The organism is Pseudomonas sp. H3_D04 (assembly GCF_054669175.1).
On sequence record NZ_CP162801.1, the window covers coordinates 3567432 to 3583480 of the forward strand.

The 16049-nt window shown below is 60.5% G+C and carries 16 protein-coding genes; 9 read left to right on the forward strand and 7 right to left on the reverse strand.

Features of this window, described 5'->3' with window-relative positions; genetic code table 11:
• Window positions 1-127: 127 nt before the first annotated feature.
• Window positions 128-877 carry a hypothetical protein gene (locus tag AB4N91_RS16520; protein WP_460111145.1) on the reverse strand — a complete coding sequence of 250 codons (750 nt, stop codon included), beginning with the start codon at window positions 875-877 and terminating at the stop codon, window positions 128-130.
• A gap of 250 nt (window positions 878-1127) precedes the next feature.
• On the opposite strand from AB4N91_RS16520, the gene AB4N91_RS16525 reads away from it, so the two are divergent.
• From AB4N91_RS16525 to AB4N91_RS16535, 3 genes are all read left to right on the forward strand, one after another.
• Complete coding sequence (locus tag AB4N91_RS16525) at window positions 1128-2276, forward strand: aldose epimerase family protein (RefSeq protein WP_010458621.1); 1149 nt, start codon at window positions 1128-1130, stop codon at window positions 2274-2276.
• A gap of 110 nt (window positions 2277-2386) precedes the next feature.
• Window positions 2387-3208, forward strand: a complete 822-nt coding sequence (locus AB4N91_RS16530) for an aldo/keto reductase (protein ID WP_102593390.1) — start codon at window positions 2387-2389, stop codon at window positions 3206-3208.
• A gap of 30 nt (window positions 3209-3238) precedes the next feature.
• On the forward strand, window positions 3239-3709 hold the full coding sequence (locus AB4N91_RS16535; RefSeq protein ID WP_460111147.1) for a DUF1810 domain-containing protein: 471 nt from the start codon (window positions 3239-3241) through the stop codon (window positions 3707-3709).
• Here the strand turns inward: AB4N91_RS16535 and AB4N91_RS16540 are convergent.
• On the reverse strand, window positions 3674-6034 hold the full coding sequence (locus AB4N91_RS16540) for a DNA polymerase II (protein WP_311099170.1): 2361 nt from the start codon (window positions 6032-6034) through the stop codon (window positions 3674-3676). The genes AB4N91_RS16535 and AB4N91_RS16540 overlap by 36 nt on opposite strands.
• Window positions 6035-6367: 333 nt before the next feature.
• Here AB4N91_RS16540 and AB4N91_RS16545 point away from each other — a divergent pair, with 333 nt between their 5' ends.
• The gene (locus tag AB4N91_RS16545; protein WP_007944798.1) at window positions 6368-6808 is read left to right on the forward strand and encodes a CBS domain-containing protein; all 441 of its coding nucleotides are present in this window, start codon (window positions 6368-6370) and stop codon (window positions 6806-6808) included.
• A 67-nt stretch (window positions 6809-6875) separates the two neighbouring features.
• Here AB4N91_RS16545 and AB4N91_RS16550 read toward each other — a convergent pair whose 3' ends face one another.
• Window positions 6876-7499 carry a glutathione S-transferase gene (locus tag AB4N91_RS16550; RefSeq protein WP_010458616.1) on the reverse strand — a complete coding sequence of 208 codons (624 nt, stop codon included), beginning with the start codon at window positions 7497-7499 and terminating at the stop codon, window positions 6876-6878.
• A gap of 158 nt (window positions 7500-7657) precedes the next feature.
• Between AB4N91_RS16550 and AB4N91_RS16555 the strand changes: the two genes are divergently transcribed.
• The 3 genes from AB4N91_RS16555 (at window position 7658) to AB4N91_RS16565 (ending at window position 9515) form a co-directional block, all read left to right on the forward strand.
• Window positions 7658-8179, forward strand: a complete 522-nt coding sequence (locus AB4N91_RS16555) for a DUF3455 domain-containing protein (protein WP_010458614.1) — start codon at window positions 7658-7660, stop codon at window positions 8177-8179.
• 92 nt (window positions 8180-8271) lie between these two features.
• Window positions 8272-8799: a sigma-70 family RNA polymerase sigma factor gene (locus AB4N91_RS16560; RefSeq protein WP_010458612.1), complete on the forward strand. Its 528-nt coding sequence runs from the start codon at window positions 8272-8274 to the stop codon at window positions 8797-8799.
• Window positions 8796-9515, forward strand: a complete 720-nt coding sequence (locus AB4N91_RS16565) for an anti-sigma factor (RefSeq protein WP_010458611.1) — start codon at window positions 8796-8798, stop codon at window positions 9513-9515. Before AB4N91_RS16560 ends, AB4N91_RS16565 begins: the two co-directional genes overlap by 4 nt.
• Window positions 9516-9521: 6 nt before the next feature.
• On the opposite strand, the gene AB4N91_RS16570 is transcribed toward AB4N91_RS16565, so the two are convergent.
• Window positions 9522-10142: a cysteine hydrolase family protein gene (locus tag AB4N91_RS16570; protein WP_460111154.1), complete on the reverse strand. Its 621-nt coding sequence runs from the start codon at window positions 10140-10142 to the stop codon at window positions 9522-9524.
• Between the two features lie 225 nt (window positions 10143-10367).
• On the opposite strand from AB4N91_RS16570, the gene AB4N91_RS16575 reads away from it, so the two are divergent.
• Window positions 10368-10925: a phage infection protein gene (locus tag AB4N91_RS16575; RefSeq protein ID WP_154504014.1), complete on the forward strand. Its 558-nt coding sequence runs from the start codon at window positions 10368-10370 to the stop codon at window positions 10923-10925.
• A gap of 79 nt (window positions 10926-11004) precedes the next feature.
• On the opposite strand, the gene AB4N91_RS16580 is transcribed toward AB4N91_RS16575, so the two are convergent.
• Window positions 11005-12111, reverse strand: a complete 1107-nt coding sequence (locus AB4N91_RS16580) for a DUF1615 domain-containing protein (RefSeq protein WP_460111158.1) — start codon at window positions 12109-12111, stop codon at window positions 11005-11007.
• Between the two features lie 198 nt (window positions 12112-12309).
• On the opposite strand from AB4N91_RS16580, the gene AB4N91_RS16585 reads away from it, so the two are divergent.
• The gene (locus AB4N91_RS16585) at window positions 12310-13845 is read left to right on the forward strand and encodes an FAD-dependent monooxygenase (RefSeq protein ID WP_221108915.1); all 1536 of its coding nucleotides are present in this window, start codon (window positions 12310-12312) and stop codon (window positions 13843-13845) included.
• Between the two features lie 123 nt (window positions 13846-13968).
• Here the strand turns inward: AB4N91_RS16585 and hemB are convergent, their stop codons facing one another.
• Both hemB and AB4N91_RS16595 read right to left on the reverse strand, forming a co-directional pair.
• The gene (hemB, locus tag AB4N91_RS16590; RefSeq protein WP_077750523.1) at window positions 13969-14943 is read right to left on the reverse strand and encodes a porphobilinogen synthase; all 975 of its coding nucleotides are present in this window, start codon (window positions 14941-14943) and stop codon (window positions 13969-13971) included.
• A gap of 234 nt (window positions 14944-15177) precedes the next feature.
• Window positions 15178-16020: a PhzF family phenazine biosynthesis protein gene (locus AB4N91_RS16595; protein ID WP_169857397.1), complete on the reverse strand. Its 843-nt coding sequence runs from the start codon at window positions 16018-16020 to the stop codon at window positions 15178-15180.
• Window positions 16021-16049: the final 29 nt, after the last annotated feature.

Here is a 16049-nt window from a genome sequence, read left to right on the forward strand (position 1 = left end):
CCTGTGGGAGCGAGCCTGCTCGCGATGGCGATGTTTCAGTCACGTGATATTGAATGTGCCAACGCTATCGCGAGCAGGCTCGCGCCTCAGGGGGATCTGCTGTGTCAGTGAGTGCGGTGGGGTTGATTTACTGCACGGGCAGGAAATTCAAAAACAGCAAGCTCTGCGCGTAGTTCAGGCCGATCCGCCGATAACGCTCGTCCAGCATCTGCGTCAGCAGATCCAGCCGCGCGACGATCTTGCCGAACTCCACGGCAAAACTCAGGTTGCTGCCCTCCTCCGAAATTTCGTTGGAGAACAGCAAGGGCTCGCCGTTTTTGTTTTGCCGCTGGCTCAGGATCCAGGTGGCTTTCTCGATGTTGCGAGCGGCGTTGTTGACGAAGGTCGGGTTGATCGCATCGGTCATATAGAACTCGAGACGGTTGCCGTGAGCGGTGACCAGCATGCTGCCGATGGCGTAGATGAAGGCGCCGACCCGGTCGCCGAGAAACTCCGGGCTCATGGCGTAGCTCAGCGCCGCGAGGTCCTTCTTGCCACCGAGGGTCGGCAGCGGCTGCTGTTGTTCGATGGCCAGGCGCACTTGTTTACCGGCGGTGCGGGCGTCGAGGAAGCCGGATTTTTTCAACTCGTCCGGGTTACGCAGGTAAAGCTTGCTCATCAGCAAGTAGAGGCTGTCGAGGTTGTCGCGCATCGCCAGGGTCGCCATGCGGTCGACGCTGGTCTGGAGGAATTCCCGGGGCGTGCCTTCGCGGAACTGGTTGACGATGTCGCTGCCCTGTTGCTGGCTGCAACCGCTGGCGAAGAGCATCGACAGGCTGGCCAGCAGCAGGCATCGGCGACGTAGAAGTGAAGCAAAAAAGGGTAAAACTCGAACCATGGGTGCTTGAACTTGGGCATGGGCCGACGGAGGGGATCGCCGCAGGCTGGCCAAGGATAGAGCCGCCAAAGCTGAAAAAGTGCAGTGCCGATGGTCCGTAAACCCTGGCCTCCATAACAAACACCGACAAATTAGTCATACTTTTAATTGCAACACTTCACATATCAGCTATAAATCCTTCCTTGATCGACGATCAAAATCGATCATTAGTATGACTACATTCCAAAAACAACAAAAAGGAAGGTCAACCATGCTGCACTCCCGACACCTGCTCTCCGGCCTCGGACTGTCCCTGATGATCGCCACCCTCCCCACTCAAGCGGCTGGCCTGTCCAGCGAACACAAAGCCTTCGGCAAGACCAACGACGGCACACCCGTCGAGCAATACGTCTTGCGCAACAGCCATGGCCTGCAAGCCACGATCATTACCTACGGCGGCATTTTGCAGTCGCTGAAGGTGCCGGACAAAAACGGCAAGCTCGACGACGTGGTGCTGGGTTTTGACGATGTCCAGGGCTATCAGAGCGGCACCGCTTACTTTGGCGCGACCATCGGGCGTTTCGGCAATCGCCTGGCCAACGGCGCGTTCGAACTGGACGGCAAACGCTATCAGGTGCCGCTCAACGACGGCTCCAACTCGCTGCACGGCGGCCCGCAAGGGTTTGACAAGCACGTGTGGAAAGCTCAGCCGAGCAAAGGCAAGGATTCTGTGGGCGTTACCCTGACCTATCTGTCGGCGGACGGCGAAATGGGCTTCCCCGGCAACCTCAAGACCGAGGTCACTTACAGCCTCACCGAGAACAATGAACTGCGCATCGACTACAAGGCCAGCACTGATAAACCGACCGTACTGAACCTGACCAATCACAGCTATTTCAACCTCGCCGGCGCGGGCAACGGGGATGTTCTGAAACAGCTCGTCACCCTGCATTCGACCCATTACACGCCGGTCACCGCCAAACTGATTCCGACCGGCGAACTGGCCCCGGTCGCGGGTACGCCGATGGACTTCACACAACCCACCGCCATCGGCAAAAACATCAAGGCCGATCACCCGCAACTGAAATTCGCCGAGCCGAAACAGGGCGGCTTTGACTTCAACTGGGCCCTGGACGCCAAGGGTGATGTGGGCAAGCTGGCGGCCGATGTCAGCGACCCACTCTCCGGGCGCCGCTTGCAGCTCTACACCACTGAACCCGGCGTGCAGTTCTACACCAGCAACTTCCTCGATGGCACGGTCAAGGGCAAGGGCGGCAAGGTTTATCCGCATTGGGGCGCGTTTACCCTCGAGACCCAGCACTACCCGGACTCACCGAACCAGCCGAACTTCCCGTCCACCCGACTTGACCCGGGCAAGACCTATACCCAGAGCACTGTGCTGAAGTTTTCGGCCCACTAAACCCCCCCACAATCAAGCAGCTGCCGAGCAGCTGCTACACGTCCACGGAACCACCGGGGTATTCTGCTGCCAACTGGAGAGTATCTATCGATTCGAAAAAGGAGGTTTTCATGCGGACCCTCGAACTGGCCGGCGTCGACGTACCGGTCATCGGTCAAGGCACCTGGCGCATGGGCGAAGATCCCTCGCAACACAACAAGGAAGTTGCCGCGCTGCGCCTGGGCATCGAGCTGGGCATGACCCTGATCGACACCGCCGAGATGTACGCTGAAGGCGGCGCGGAGGAAGTGGTGGGTGAAGCCATAACAGGCCTGCGCGACAAGGTCTTCCTGGTCAGCAAGGTCTACCCGCACAACGCCAGCCGCAAAGGCATCCCCCAGGCCTGCGAACGCAGCCTGCGGCGCTTGAACACCGATTACATCGATTTATACCTGCTGCATTGGCGCGGCCAGTATCCGCTCGAGGAAACCGTCGCAGCCTTCGAACGACTGCGAGAAGACGGCAAAATCGGCCGTTGGGGCGTGTCCAATTTCGACGTTGACGACCTGGAGGAATTGAACTCACCGGCCTGCGCTACCAACCAGGTGCTGTACAACCTGGAAGAGCGCGGCATCGAATTTGATCTTCTGCCCTGGTGTCAACAGCATCAGCAGCCGTTGATGGCATACTGTCCCATCGGTCAGGGAGGAACGATGCTGACCCATCCGGCGCTCAGGCAGATTGCCGCCCGTCACGCCGCGAAGCCGGCTCAGATAGCACTGGCATGGATTCTGCGACAGACAGGCGTGATCGCCATCCCCAAAGCGGTCGCTCCTGAACATGTGCAACTGAATGCGCAGGCCGCACAACTGCGGCTCGACGACGAGGACTTGAAGGCGCTGGACCACGCGTTTCACGCGCCACAACGCAAGCACCGGTTGGCCATGGTCTAAGCCATCGCGGTACTGTCAGAGGGCTTCTGCATGAGAAGCACTGATCAGCTCGACGACTTCAATTTGCCACGCTTTGTGCAAGCACAAGACCCCGTGTTCGAGTGGGTCCGGGAAGAGTTGAAAGCCGGCCGCAAGCGCCGGCACTGGATGTGGTTCGTTTTTCCGCAGTTCGCCGGATTGGGCGGTAGCCAGATGTCTCGACATTACGCGATCCACTCCCGCGAGGAAGCCATGGCCTACCTTGAGCATCCAACGCTGGGCGCTCGACTGCGAACCTGCACTCAATTGGTCCTGGACATCAAACAACGCTCGATCGCCGAGATTTTCGGACACCCCGACAACCTCAAGTTTCACTCGTCGATGACCCTGTTCGCCCAAATCGCCCCCAAGGGCAGCGTGTTCCATAAGGCACTGGATCAATACTTTCACGGCATACGGGATGACTGGACGCTGCAGCTGCTGGACTCAAAACAAGCCCAGTTGCCCACCAATCAAGGTTGAAAAGTCGTCGTCCACGAAGGGCAGAATCGCATCCGCCACCGGTTGCAATTGCCGGGTGACGTAATGGTCGTAGTCGATGGGCGCGCTGCGAATCTCCAGCGGTTCGGGCCCGGCGACGCTGATCACGTAGCTGATCCAGCCGCCGTTCTGGTATTGCCTGGGGCGGCCCTGCTGGTCGTTGTAGTCATCGGCGATCCGCGCCGCACGGACGTGGGGCGGCACGTTGCGTTCATAGTCATCCAGAGTACGGCGCAGGCGCTTGCGGTAGATCAGGCGGTCGTCGAACTCGCCGGCCAGGGTCTTGCGCACGTAGTCGCGCACGTAATCCTGATAGGGCTGGCGATGGAAAATCCGTGAGTACAGTTCCTGCTGGAATTGCCGGGCCAGCGGCGACCAGTCGGTGCGCACGGTTTCCAGGCCCTTGTAGACCATTTCGTCAGTGCCATCGGCGCGGGTGACCAGCCCGGCGTAACGCTTCTTGCTGCCCTCCTCGGCGCCACGAATCGTCGGCATCAGAAAGCGTTTGTAGTGGGTCTCGAACTGCAATTCCAGGGCGCTTTCCAGCCCGTATTCCTGTTGCACATGTTCGCGCCACCATTGGTTGACGTGGTCCACCAGCGCGCGGCCGATCTGCGCGGCCTCTTCCTGGCCGTGGGCACGACGCAGCCAGACGAACGTCGAATCGGTGTCGCCGTAAATCACCGTGTGCCCCTGGGCTTCGATCAGCTGCCGGGTGCGCAGCATGATCTCGTGGCCGCGCAAGGTGATGGACGACGCCAGGCGCGTATCGAAGAAGCGACAGCCGCTGGAACCGAGCACTCCATAGAAGGCGTTCATGATGATCTTCAGCGCTTGCGACAACGGCGCGTTGTGCTCGCGCTTGGCGGTCTCGCGGCCTTCGGCTACCCGCGCGACGATCGCCGGCAGGCAATGCCGGGTCCTGGAAAAACGCGCACCGCGAAAACCCGGCACAGACTCGCTGTCTTCGGGATGCTGCAAGCCTTCGATCAGCCCGACCGGATCAATCAGGAAAGTGCGGATAATCGACGGATAGAGGCTTTTGTAGTCGAGTACCAGCACCGACTCGTACAAGCCCGGCTGCGAATCCATGACAAAACCGCCGGGGCTGGCCTGCGCGGGCTTGTTGCCCAGATTCGGCGCCACGAAACCCTGTCGGTGCATCAGCGGCATGTACAGGTGGGTGAACGCCGCCACCGAGCCGCCACTGCGGTCCGCCGGCAAACCGGTGACGCTGGCCCGTTCCAGGAGGAAGGTCAGCAGTTGGGTCTTGGCGAAAATCCGCGTCACCAGCTCGCAGTCCTTGAGGTTGTACGTGGCGAGTGCCGGCTTGTCCTCGGCGAACATGCGGTTGATTTCGTCCATGCGCTGGTACGGCGTGCTGATCGCCTTGCCCTCGCCGAGCAGGGTTTGCGCGACGTTTTCCAGGCTGAACGAGGGGAAGCTCCAGGTCGCCGAGCGCAGGGATTCGATGCCGTCGATGATCAACCGACCGGCGGCGGAGGCGAAGTAATGGTTGCGGCTGCCGTGCTCGCGCCATTGCATTTCTTCGCCGCCGCGCCCCAGTTTCAGCGGTACACCCAGCTGACGGGCGTGCTGGTGCAGCACGCGCAGGTCGAACTGCACGACGTTCCAGCCAATGATCGCGTCGGGGTCATGGCGGGCGAACCATTCGTTGAGCTTTTTCAGCAGGACGGTTCGGGAGTCGCAGTAGTCGAGTTGGAAATCCACCGCGCTGTCATCGCCATTGGGCGGACCAAGCATGTAGACCTGGCGCTCGCCGCAGCCTTCCAGGGCAATGGAATACAACTCGCCCTGAGCCGTGGTTTCGATGTCCAGGGACACCAGCCTGAGGTTGGGCCGGTAGTCGGGAGCGGGTTTCATCTGCGCGTCGAGCAGCAGGCCTTCGGACCCTGGCGTGCCACCAAAAAGGACCGGCGCGGTGATGAAACGCTCCATCATGTAGCGTTCCGGCGGGCGCACGTCAGCTTCGAACATCTCGACGCCGGCTTTGCGCAGCGCGGTTTCCAGGCGCATCAACTGACCATGTTGCTGGCAATACAGGCCGAGCACCGGGCGGTGCTCGAAATCCTGAAGGGCCAATGGCTTGAGCTCGACATTTTTTTCGCCGCGCAAAACAGCCTCGGCTTGCTCGCGCCGGGCCGCCGGGATAAATGCCACCGACGGTTGATGTGGCAGACGGATACGTTGGGGACCGGCGTCGGTCGCCAGCCAGAACTCGACTTGCGTACCGGCCGGGGTGTCGCGCCAATGCCGGGTCAGGACGAAGCCCTGCTGTAAATCCACCACTGCAACCTCAAGATTTGATTCAAGCGGCAATTCTACGCGTCATCGCGGGGGATAGCCCTCTCTGAGCTGAATGCACCCCCTTTGGGAGCGGGCCTGCTTGCGATGGCGGTGCATCCGTCGCCGCTTGTATTGGCTGACCCTGCGCTATCGCGAGCAGGCTCACTCCCACAGGGGGCTGGGTTCAGCCCATGGATCAGCGAAAAACTTCCGGTTAATCGAAGAAAATCCGCCGAATGACGTTTTTTGCGCGTTATCTGCCGCTTTCCGCCTTGCCCTCGGCGCCTGGGTCTACGATTCTTCAATAACAACGACAACACCTGAGAAGCCATCATGAAAACCGTCGCCCAACTGCTCAAGTTGAAAGATCAGAAAAATCAGGAAGTGCACCAGATCAAACCCGATCACATGGTGCTCGAAGCCCTGATGAAGATGGCCGAAAAAAACGTCGGCGCCTTGTTGGTGGTGGAGAATGACGAAGTGCTGGGGATCATCAGCGAGCGGGACTACGCGCGCAAACTGGTGCTGCATGGCCGTTCTTCGGTGGGCACGCCGGTTCGCGACATCATGGTGTCGCCGGTGATCACCGTGGACACCCATCAAACCGTTGATACCTGCCTGGGCATCATGTCCGACAGACGCCTGCGCCACCTGCCTGTGGTGGAAAACGGCAAGTTGATCGGCTTGCTGTCGATCGGTGACCTGGTCAAGGAAGCCATCGCCGAACAGGCTGAATTGATTCGCCAGTTGGAGCAGTACATTCGCGGCGAGTGACTCTGAAATTACGCAGTTCCCCTGTGGGAGCGAGCAGGCTCGCTCCCACTTTTGATTTGCCTGGTTTTCAGGTTGGCCAATGCCGGGCGAAAACCGGTGCCAGCGTCGGGTGGCGATCGATTCGCGTCAGCCACGCATAAAAACCGGGTCGGGCATTGCGCAGATGCTCACGACTGCCCGCCCATCGCGTCACCACCGCCGCCAGCACATCCAGTGCCCCAGGCGTCTCGTCGTCCAGGTACAACTCGCCCGAGAACTGATCGGCAAACACCTCCCAACTCCAGTGCAACCGTCGACGGGCGCCGGCCATGAGGTTTTCCATGGCCGATTGATTCGGCTCGATCAGCCAGCGCTCGGGGTAATCGATGATGCCGATGGCCGCATAGCAATTGCTGACGATGTACACCAGGCCCCGGATCGCTTGATCACGCTCGGCGGGCGTGTTCGACAGCAGGTTTGACTCGGGAAACGCGAGCCCCAGATGAATCAGGATCGCCGCGCTTTCGGTGAGGACGCTGCCGTCGGGCAATTGCAAGGTGGGAATCTGCTTGAGCGGGTTGAGTTTCTCCAGGGCTTTGGCAGCCTCCGCAGACGACTCGACGTCGATAAAACGATAAGGGATTTCACAGAGTTCGAGGGCGGCCTCTATCGCGGCGGCGCCGGAATTCTGGTGTCCGTAGAGCTGGTACATAAGCCCCCCCTTCAAGAGTGTCTCTTTGTAGCATCTGATACTGACCATGCTGGAAAATTTCTTTTTATGCCACTGCATCCAAATCGCTTTCCGATGGGTAGTACCAGTAACAGCCCCTGAGGCTGCCGAGCAGATTACTCATTTACGGAGCGCTATTCATGAATGCCAAACAGCTGATTTGCCTTGCCGGTTTGTTCGTCGCGGGCCCAATGGCCTACGCCCAGTCAGGTCTGCCCGACAGTATCAAGGTCCCGGACGGGCACAAGGTCGCCCTGGAAACCACCGGTGTCGGCGAGATCACTTACGAATGCCGTGACAAGGTCAATGCCGCCGGCCAGACCGAATGGTTCTTTGTCGGCCCCAAAGCGGTACTCAATGATCGCAGCGGCAAACAGGTCGGCACCTATTTCGGACCGCCCGCCACCTGGCAGGCGAAAGACGGTTCGAAAGTCACCGGCACTCAACTGGCTGTCGCGCCTTCGAGTCCGGGCAACCTGCCCTATCAATTGGTCAAGGCCAACCCGGCCGAAGGAAAAGGCGCAATGACCGGCGTCAGCTACATCCAGCGCGTCGCCCTCAAAGGTGGCGTGGCCCCGAGCGCTGAATGCTCGGCGGCCAACAAGGGCAAGCAAGAAATAGTGAAGTACCAGGCGGATTACATTTTCTGGGCGGCCAACTGAAACCAGGCCTGCGGGAAATTGGTCTACGCTGCTCAGCACTGGCCCCGGTCCGATGGCCCGGGGCTGCTGCCCATTATTGACGGCTGAACTCAGTGTCCTTACCCGAAACTCTTTTCGATTACGAAGCCCATATCGCCGCCTGCGCCCGCGGTGAGCGTCAGGCCCTGCGTGATTTGTATGTGCAGGAGAGTCCGCGCCTGCTGGGCGTTGCCAAACGCCTGGTGCGTGACACTGCGCTGGCGGAAGACATCGTCCACGATGCCTTCATCAAGATATGGAATGGCGCCGCGCAGTTCGACCCGGCGCGAGGGTCGGCGCGGGGGTGGATATTCAGTTTGACGCGGCATCTGGCCCTGAATTTCATCCGTGACAACAGCCGCGAGATTCAAGGTGATTTCGATGGGGTGGACGACACGGCAACCTTCGATGCCCAGGCTCATTCCGGGCGCATTCATCAATGCCTGGAGCAACTGGAGCCTGCAAGGCGCGCCTGTATCCTGCATGCCTACGTCGACGGGTATTCTCATACTGAAATCTCACACAAACTCGGCACCCCGCTGGGCACCGTCAAAGCCTGGATCAAGCGGAGCCTGACGGCACTGCGGGAGTGCATGGGATGATCAGCAAACTGACGAATGAAACCCCGGAAGAACTCGACGAACTGGCCAGCGAATATGTGTTGGGCACCCTGTCCGCAGAGCTTCGCACCCAGGTCCGACAGCGCCTGCGCGACGAACCTGATTTGCGGGCCGCCGTGGACGCCTGGGAGCGTCGCCTGCTCGGCCTGACCGATCTGGCAGAACCTCACCCGCCGTCACCCTACCTTTGGCAGCGTATCGAGCGCAGCGTGAACAAGGTGACACGGCCACCGTCGCTCATCGCGGCTCAGTCTTTATCCTGGTGGAATCTGTTGCCGCTCTGGCGCGGGCTCGCCGGTGCAGGGCTGGCGGCCACGTTGCTGCTCGGCGCATTGATGCTGACGCAAACCACCGTCAAGCCTACCTATCTGGTGGTGTTGGTCGGTCCTCAGGACAAGGCACCTGGCTGGGTGATCCAGGCCAGCAACCCGAGGGAAATCCAGCTGATTCCGCTGGGTGTCATTGAGGTCCCGGCCGACAAGGCGCTCGAGTTCTGGACCAAGGCCGATGACTGGCAAGGACCGGTGTCTCTGGGCTTGGTCAAACCGGGACAGACCCTATCGATTCCGCTCGACAAATTGCCGCCACTGCAACCCAATCAACTGTTCGAGCTGACCCTGGAAAATCCGCAGGGCTCACCGATCGGCAAGCCGACCGGGCCGATTCAATTCATCGGTCGGGCAGTGAAAGTCATCTGAGCGCGATCAACCGAGCGCCGCGATCAACTCCGCCGTCGTGACAATCGAGTGGGCATACGTCGGGCCATTGATCTCATGCGCGGCGTGCATGGCCTCGACACTGAACGCGGCCGTGGCGTCGCGCACCAGCGTGACGTGATAGCCCAGTTCGGCGGCGAACCTGGCGGTGCTTTCGATGCACGTATTGGCGAGCATCCCCACCACCACAACCTTGTTGATCCCGTGCTGTTTGAGCAGATAGTCCAGATCGGTGTTGGCAAAACCACTGCCGCCCCAGTGTTCCTTGACGACCACGTCACCGGCCTGTGGCTGGAAATCCGGGTGCCATTCCCCGCCCCAGGTTCCGGCGGCAAATACTTGCGCACGGCTGGCGCCTTGTTGATAGGGAGTGGGGTGTTTCCAGCGCGCCAGTTCATCGGGCTCGGCGCGGTGATGCGGAACATAGAAAACCTGGATGCCGGCCTTGCGAACAGCCGCCACCACGGTTTTCAGGTTGGCCAGCGTACCGACGCTATCAGCCACCGGTTGAGCGCGGCCATGCAGTTTGCCGCCTTCGCTGAGGAAGTCGTTGTAAGGATCCACCAGCAGCAGGCCGGTGTGCTCGGGAGCATGGGAACTGGCACTCATGATCGACTCCTCGAAGGTAAAGGCACGCGCCAGCTATCCAGTGTAGAAGCGCCGATCGACCCCGCCGCCGCCATCCGACGACTGAACCATCACGCCCGCGTGAGGGGGATCGTGTCACCTATCAATGCCGTCGATGTTCACCATCACCTCAATGAAGTTCTCATAAAAAATCCGCGGCGTAACATCGCCTCCATACCAAACAACTACACCCCGGAGCACACCATCATGAAACGCCAAATCCTTCTCAGCATCGCTTTCTCGGTTTTTGCAGTTAACGCTTTCGCCGCTTCTTCTGCTCACCCGGTTGTCGCTGAAGGCGGCTCGGATCGCCTGATCGAAAGTCGTGTGGCTGAAGGTGGTTCGGATCGTTTGATCGAAAACCGCGTCGCTGAAGGTGGTTCGGATCGTCTGATCGAAAACCGCGTTGCTGAAGGTGGTTCTGACCGCCTGATCGAAAACCGCGTAGCTGAAGGTGGTTCCGATCGTCTGATCGAAAACCGCGTTGCTGAAGGTGGTTCGGATCGCCTGATCGAAAACCGCGTTGCTGAAGGTGGCTCGGATCGTCTGATCGAAAACCGCGTCGCTGAAGGTGGCTCGGATCGTCTGATCGAAAACCGCGTCGCTGAAGGTGGCTCGGATCGTCTGATCGAAAACCGCGTTGCTGAAGGTGGTTCGGATCGTCTGATCGAAAACCGCGTCGCTGAAGGTGGTTCGGATCGTCTGATCGAAAACCGCGTCGCTGAAGGTGGTTCGGATCGTCTGATCGAAAGCCGCGCTGTATAAATGAAGGGTTTTACCGCAGTACTCAATGAAAAACCCGGCCTCATCAGCCGGGTTTTTTTTGCCTGTTTTTTGCGGCCGGTCACTTGCCCGCCCGTGTCATGCAGCGCTGATAACGCTCATCCACCCGCTTGGCAAACCACGCCGTCGTGAGTTTGCGGGTGATTTTCGGGCTTTGCAGCACGATCCCCGGCAACACTGCACGAGGCAACGGCCGACCTTCCGCCTTCTCGGCCAGGTCGAACACCCGCGCATAAAGCTGGGTGTCCTCGAACTGCAGGTTTTTGCCCTCCTCCAATTGATCGCGAATGGTCGTGTTGCGCATGCCCAATTGCTTGCCAAGGCTGCGCACCGCCAATTCCGTGGTGCCCGGCATGATCGCGTCGTAGCGCACCAGATCACCATCCAGCGCCAAAGGGATGCCTGACGCTCGACTCACCGCATTCTGAAACGCCGCATTGCGGCTGGCGTACCAACCGGCATTGAAATCGGCGAAGCGATACAGCGGCTGTTTGTAGCTCACCGGGTACCCGAGCAAGTGAGCAATGCCGAAGTACATGCCGCCGCGACGGCTGAACACTTCACGACGGATCGAGCCGTTCACCGGATACGGATACGGATACGGATAATCCCGTGCCTGTTGCTCGGCGAAGTCGATGCTGACCTGCATCGGCCCACCGGTGTGCACCGGATTGAGCCCTCCAAACAAGGTCCGCCCCATGGGCACAATGCCGATGAAGTCATCGAAAATCGCGCTGAGTTCTTTTTCGCTGCGCGCCGCATTCAGCCGGTCGCTGTAGCTTTTACCGTTGGATGAACTGACCTGCAGTGCACCGCTGACCAGCAGGCTGGGGATATGGACTTTAGCGGCACGACGGTCGATCTCTTCGCGGGCGATCTTGCCCAGGCCCGGCACGGGTGGGTCGACCTGGAAGGTCGACTCTTGCTCGGTGACCGCGAGCACCGAACACAGGTTTTGCGTGGAGGGATAGATGTTCTGCGCGGCAAAAGCGGCGTAGATGTCCGTGGCCCAGCCTTGGCGGTCAACGGTTTTCGCCGGCAGCAGGCGCACAATCTCGGCCTTGACCTCGGCGGGTTTGCGGGCCGGCAACTCCTGAGTGCGCTGGGTGCCGCAACCCGCCAGCACCAGCAGCGCCGCGAGACTCATGATCAATCGATTGGCTTGCATGGTGCTCCATCAACTCTGCTGAACCGGGTTAACCATACGATCAAAGGCATGGCGCAGGCTATGACTGCTGCCGCAACGCCCCGTTCCCCTTTCATCCCCCACCACTTCACGGTTGCGGGCCTTTTCCGTTGGGCGGCCTGCCTTTTCATATCCCCGCGCTGGACCATACTTGTGCCACACACCGAGGAGGACAGGCTCATGAACCGTAGCGACGTGCTGATCGTCGGCGCCGGCCCGACCGGGCTGGTATTGGCGCTGTGGCTGAGCAAACTGGGGATTGTGGTAAGGATTATCGACAAGACGTCGGCCCCCGGCACCACGTCCCGGGCGCTGGCGGTCCAGGCACGGACGCTGGAGCTTTACCGTCAGCTCGACCTCAGCAATGCCGTGGTACAAAAAGGCCACCGGGTGGACGCAGCGAATTTCTGGGTCAAGGGCGAGCCCGTAGCGCGCTTGCCATTGACCGGCATCGGCGAGGGGCTGACGCCTTACGCGTTTCTCGAGATGTTCCCTCAGGATGAGCACGAACAATTGCTGATTGAACGCCTCGAAGGGTTCGGTATCAAGGTCGAACGCAGCACCGAACTGGAGGGTTTTGAAGAGACCGGCGATGGCATCAGTGCAAGGCTGCGCTTGCACGATGGCCAACAGGAAATCTGCCAGGCGTGTTACCTGGCGGGTTGCGACGGCGCCCGGTCAATCGTGCGCAAGACCCTCGACACCGGTTTTCCCGGCGGCACCTACCAGCAGGTTTTCTACGTGGCGGACGTGCAGGCTCACGGGCCGACGTTCAACGGCGAACTGCACCTGGACCTGGATGAAGCGGACTTTCTCGCGGTGTTTCCGTTAGCCGGCGAAGGCCGCGCCCGCTTGATCGGCACCGTGCGCGACGAGCGCGCCGACCGTGCTGAAACCCTCGGGTTTGCCGACGTCAGCAGTCGGGCCATCGAACACCTGAAGGTGCAGATTGAGCAGGTCAACTGGTTCTCGACGTATCGTGTGCATCATCGGGTGGCGGATCACTTTCGCAACGGTCGCGCCTTTCTATTGGGCGACGCGGCCCACGTCCACAGCCCGGCGGGCGGTCAGGGCATGAACACCGGGATCGGCGATGCCATCAACCTGGCCTGGAAGCTGGCGGCCGTCTTGAGCGGCGGCGCCACAGCCACGCTGCTCGACACCTACGAAACCGAACGCATCACCTTCGCCCGCAAACTGGTGGCCACCACCGACCGGGTCTTCACCTTCGTGACTGCCGAAGGGCGCATGGCCGATTTGTTGCGCACCCGTCTGGCGCCGTTCCTGATCCCCAAAATGGCCTCATTCGAAACGTCCCGTGAGTTCCTGTTTCGCACGGTGTCGCAGATCACCCTGAACTATCGTGGGACGGCGTTGAGCACGGGGGTCGCGGGCCACGTTCATGGCGGCGACCGCCTGCCCTGGGCTCACGACGGTGAGGGGGACAATTTCGAATCGCTGAAGTGTCTGACCTGGCAGGTGCATGTGTATGGCGACACCAGTGACGAAATGATCGCCTGGTGTCACGAGCATCACCTGCCGTTGCACGTGTTCGACTGGCGGCCGGCGTTTGAAGCGGCGGGGTTGGGGCGTAACGGGTTTTACCTGCTGCGTCCGGATACGTATGTGGCGATTGCCGACAACTCGGCGGATCCCAAGGTGATTGAGCGGTATTTCAAGGAGCACGGGATCCGGCCGTTTTTCGGCAGCCCCTGAGCCCCCAGTATTTACTGTGGAAGTGAGCCTGCTCGCGATGGCGGCGTATCAGTCAATACATGGGTCGAATGACAAGACGCCATCGCGAGCAGGCTCACTCCTACAGGGGTTCCGAGGTGTTTCTTAGATCCCGGCCAGGGCCAGGTCCATCGCGAAGTAGGTAAAGATCAGATCCGCCCCCGCCCGCTTGATCGCGCCAAGGCTTTCACGCACCACGCGGTCCTCATCAATCGCCCCGGCCTGCGCGGCGAATTTGATCATCGCGTACTCGCCGCTGACCTGATACGCCGACAACGGCAAACGCGACACTTCGCGGATGTCGCGGATGATGTCCAGGTACGCGCCGGCCGGTTTGACCATCAGCGCATCGGCGCCTTCCTGCTCGTCCATCAGAGACTCGCGCACCGCTTCGCGGCGGTTCATCGGGTTCATCTGGTAGCTTTTGCGGTCGCCTTTCAACGCGCTGCCGCCAGCTTCGCGGAACGGGCCGTAGAGCGCAGACGCAAATTTGGTCGAATAGGCCATGATCGCGGTCTGGGTGAAACCGGCTTGGTCGAGGGCCCGGCGAATGGCCTGGACCTGCCCGTCCATGGCCGCTGACGGTGCAATCACATCCGCACCGGCCCGTGCCGCCGCCACGGCTTGTTTGCCGAGGTTGATCAGGGTCTGGTCGTTGTCGACTTCATGGTTGTGCATCACGCCACAATGGCCGTGGTCGGTGTATTCGCAGAAGCAGGTGTCGGACATCACGATCATCTCCGGCACCGCGTCCTTGGCAATGCGCGACATGCGCGACACCAGGCCGTTGTCGCTCCAGGTGTCACTGCCGCTGCTGTCCAGGTGATGGGACACGCCGAACGTCATCACCGACTTGATCCCGGCGCGGGCGTAACGCTCGATCTCACCGGCCAGTTTCGACTCTGGAATGCGCATCACGCCGGGCATGCTTTTGATCGGCACGAAGTCATCGATTTCTTCCTCGACGAAAATCGGCAGCACCAGGTCGTTCAGACTGAACTCGGTTTCCTGGAACAGGCTGCGCAGGCTCGCATTGCGGCGCAGACGGCGTGGACGTGCTTCGGGGAACTGGCTTGACATGAGGGGTTCCTGAAAAACGGAGGTCGAGATGAAAGTCGTAGGGGGCGAAGCTTATGCCCTCAAAGGCGCGGGGCACAAACCTCGATCGCCCAAGACTGCGTTACCGAGGCCGCAATAATCGCGCGATATAACGCGGTTCCCTGTGGGAGCGGGCTTGCTCGCGAAGACGGCGGCACATCCAACAAGGATGTATCTGACGCACCGCCTTCGCGAGCAAGCCCGCGCCCACAAGTTTTAGATTTCCAGCACACCGCTGATGCAGGTCACCACCGAACCACCAATCCAGATCTCATCACCCACCTGCTCCACCTGAATGCGCCCGGCGCGGCCCATGGTCAGGCCCTGGCTGACCACGTAGGACGCCGGCGCCAAGCCTTCGGCAAGCAACCACTGCGCAATCCCGGCGTTCAAGCTGCCGGTAGCCGGGTCTTCCGGCATGCCATCGCCGGAGATGAAAGCGCGCACTTCAAACTGCGCATCATCGCCATCGCGCTCAGGGTGCCATGGCGCTATCACGCCGACGGCCAGGCCCAGCATCTGTGAATGATCCGGCTGCAAATCCAGCACCTGTCGGCGGTCCTCGACCATCACCGCCAACCAGCCGGCACCGTTATCGACCCATTGAGCCCGGACAATCGCCCCCGGCTCCAGTCGCAGCCCTCGGCGCACGCGCTCGACGACGTCAGCGTCCACCGGCCCTGTCTTGATCAGTGGCGGCGCGAGAAAGGCCAGCTCCGCGCCTTGCCTGCGGACCCGCACCAGACCGACGCCGCACTCCTGAATGATCTCCTCGCCCTTGGGCACGCCCCCGGCCTCAAGCCATGCATGGCAAGTGCCCAAGGTCGGGTGACCGGCGAACGGCAACTCGGTGAGGGTGGTGAAGATCCGTACCCGATAGTCGGCGCGAGGGTCGCGCGGTTCGAGGATGAATGTGGTTTCGCTGAGGTTGGTCCAGCTTGCGAACGCCGCCATGCGTTCATCGCTGAGCCTGTCTGCGTCGAACACGACTGCCAACGGATTGCCCTTGAGTGCAACCTGGCTGAAGACATCTACTTGTTTGAAATCGAATGAGCTCATTGCCTGCCTTGGTCTTGAGAGAGTCGAAG

Coding starts and splice junctions, on each gene's coding strand:
- AB4N91_RS16520 (WP_460111145.1), bottom strand. CDS start 877: ATGGTTCGAGTTTTACCCTTTTTTGCTTCACTTCTACGTCGCCGATGC.
- AB4N91_RS16570 (WP_460111154.1), bottom strand. CDS start 10,142: ATGAGTGCCAGTTCCCATGCTCCCGAGCACACCGGCCTGCTGCTGGTG.
- AB4N91_RS16585 (WP_221108915.1), top strand. CDS start 12,310: ATGAACCGTAGCGACGTGCTGATCGTCGGCGCCGGCCCGACCGGGCTG.
- AB4N91_RS16555 (WP_010458614.1), top strand. CDS start 7,658: ATGAATGCCAAACAGCTGATTTGCCTTGCCGGTTTGTTCGTCGCGGGC.
- AB4N91_RS16550 (WP_010458616.1), bottom strand. CDS start 7,499: ATGTACCAGCTCTACGGACACCAGAATTCCGGCGCCGCCGCGATAGAG.
- AB4N91_RS16580 (WP_460111158.1), bottom strand. CDS start 12,111: ATGCAAGCCAATCGATTGATCATGAGTCTCGCGGCGCTGCTGGTGCTG.
- AB4N91_RS16535 (WP_460111147.1), top strand. CDS start 3,239: ATGAGAAGCACTGATCAGCTCGACGACTTCAATTTGCCACGCTTTGTG.
- AB4N91_RS16525 (WP_010458621.1), top strand. CDS start 1,128: ATGCTGCACTCCCGACACCTGCTCTCCGGCCTCGGACTGTCCCTGATG.
- AB4N91_RS16530 (WP_102593390.1), top strand. CDS start 2,387: ATGCGGACCCTCGAACTGGCCGGCGTCGACGTACCGGTCATCGGTCAA.
- AB4N91_RS16545 (WP_007944798.1), top strand. CDS start 6,368: ATGAAAACCGTCGCCCAACTGCTCAAGTTGAAAGATCAGAAAAATCAG.
- AB4N91_RS16595 (WP_169857397.1), bottom strand. CDS start 16,020: ATGAGCTCATTCGATTTCAAACAAGTAGATGTCTTCAGCCAGGTTGCA.
- AB4N91_RS16575 (WP_154504014.1), top strand. CDS start 10,368: ATGAAACGCCAAATCCTTCTCAGCATCGCTTTCTCGGTTTTTGCAGTT.
- hemB (WP_077750523.1), bottom strand. CDS start 14,943: ATGTCAAGCCAGTTCCCCGAAGCACGTCCACGCCGTCTGCGCCGCAAT.
- AB4N91_RS16565 (WP_010458611.1), top strand. CDS start 8,796: ATGATCAGCAAACTGACGAATGAAACCCCGGAAGAACTCGACGAACTG.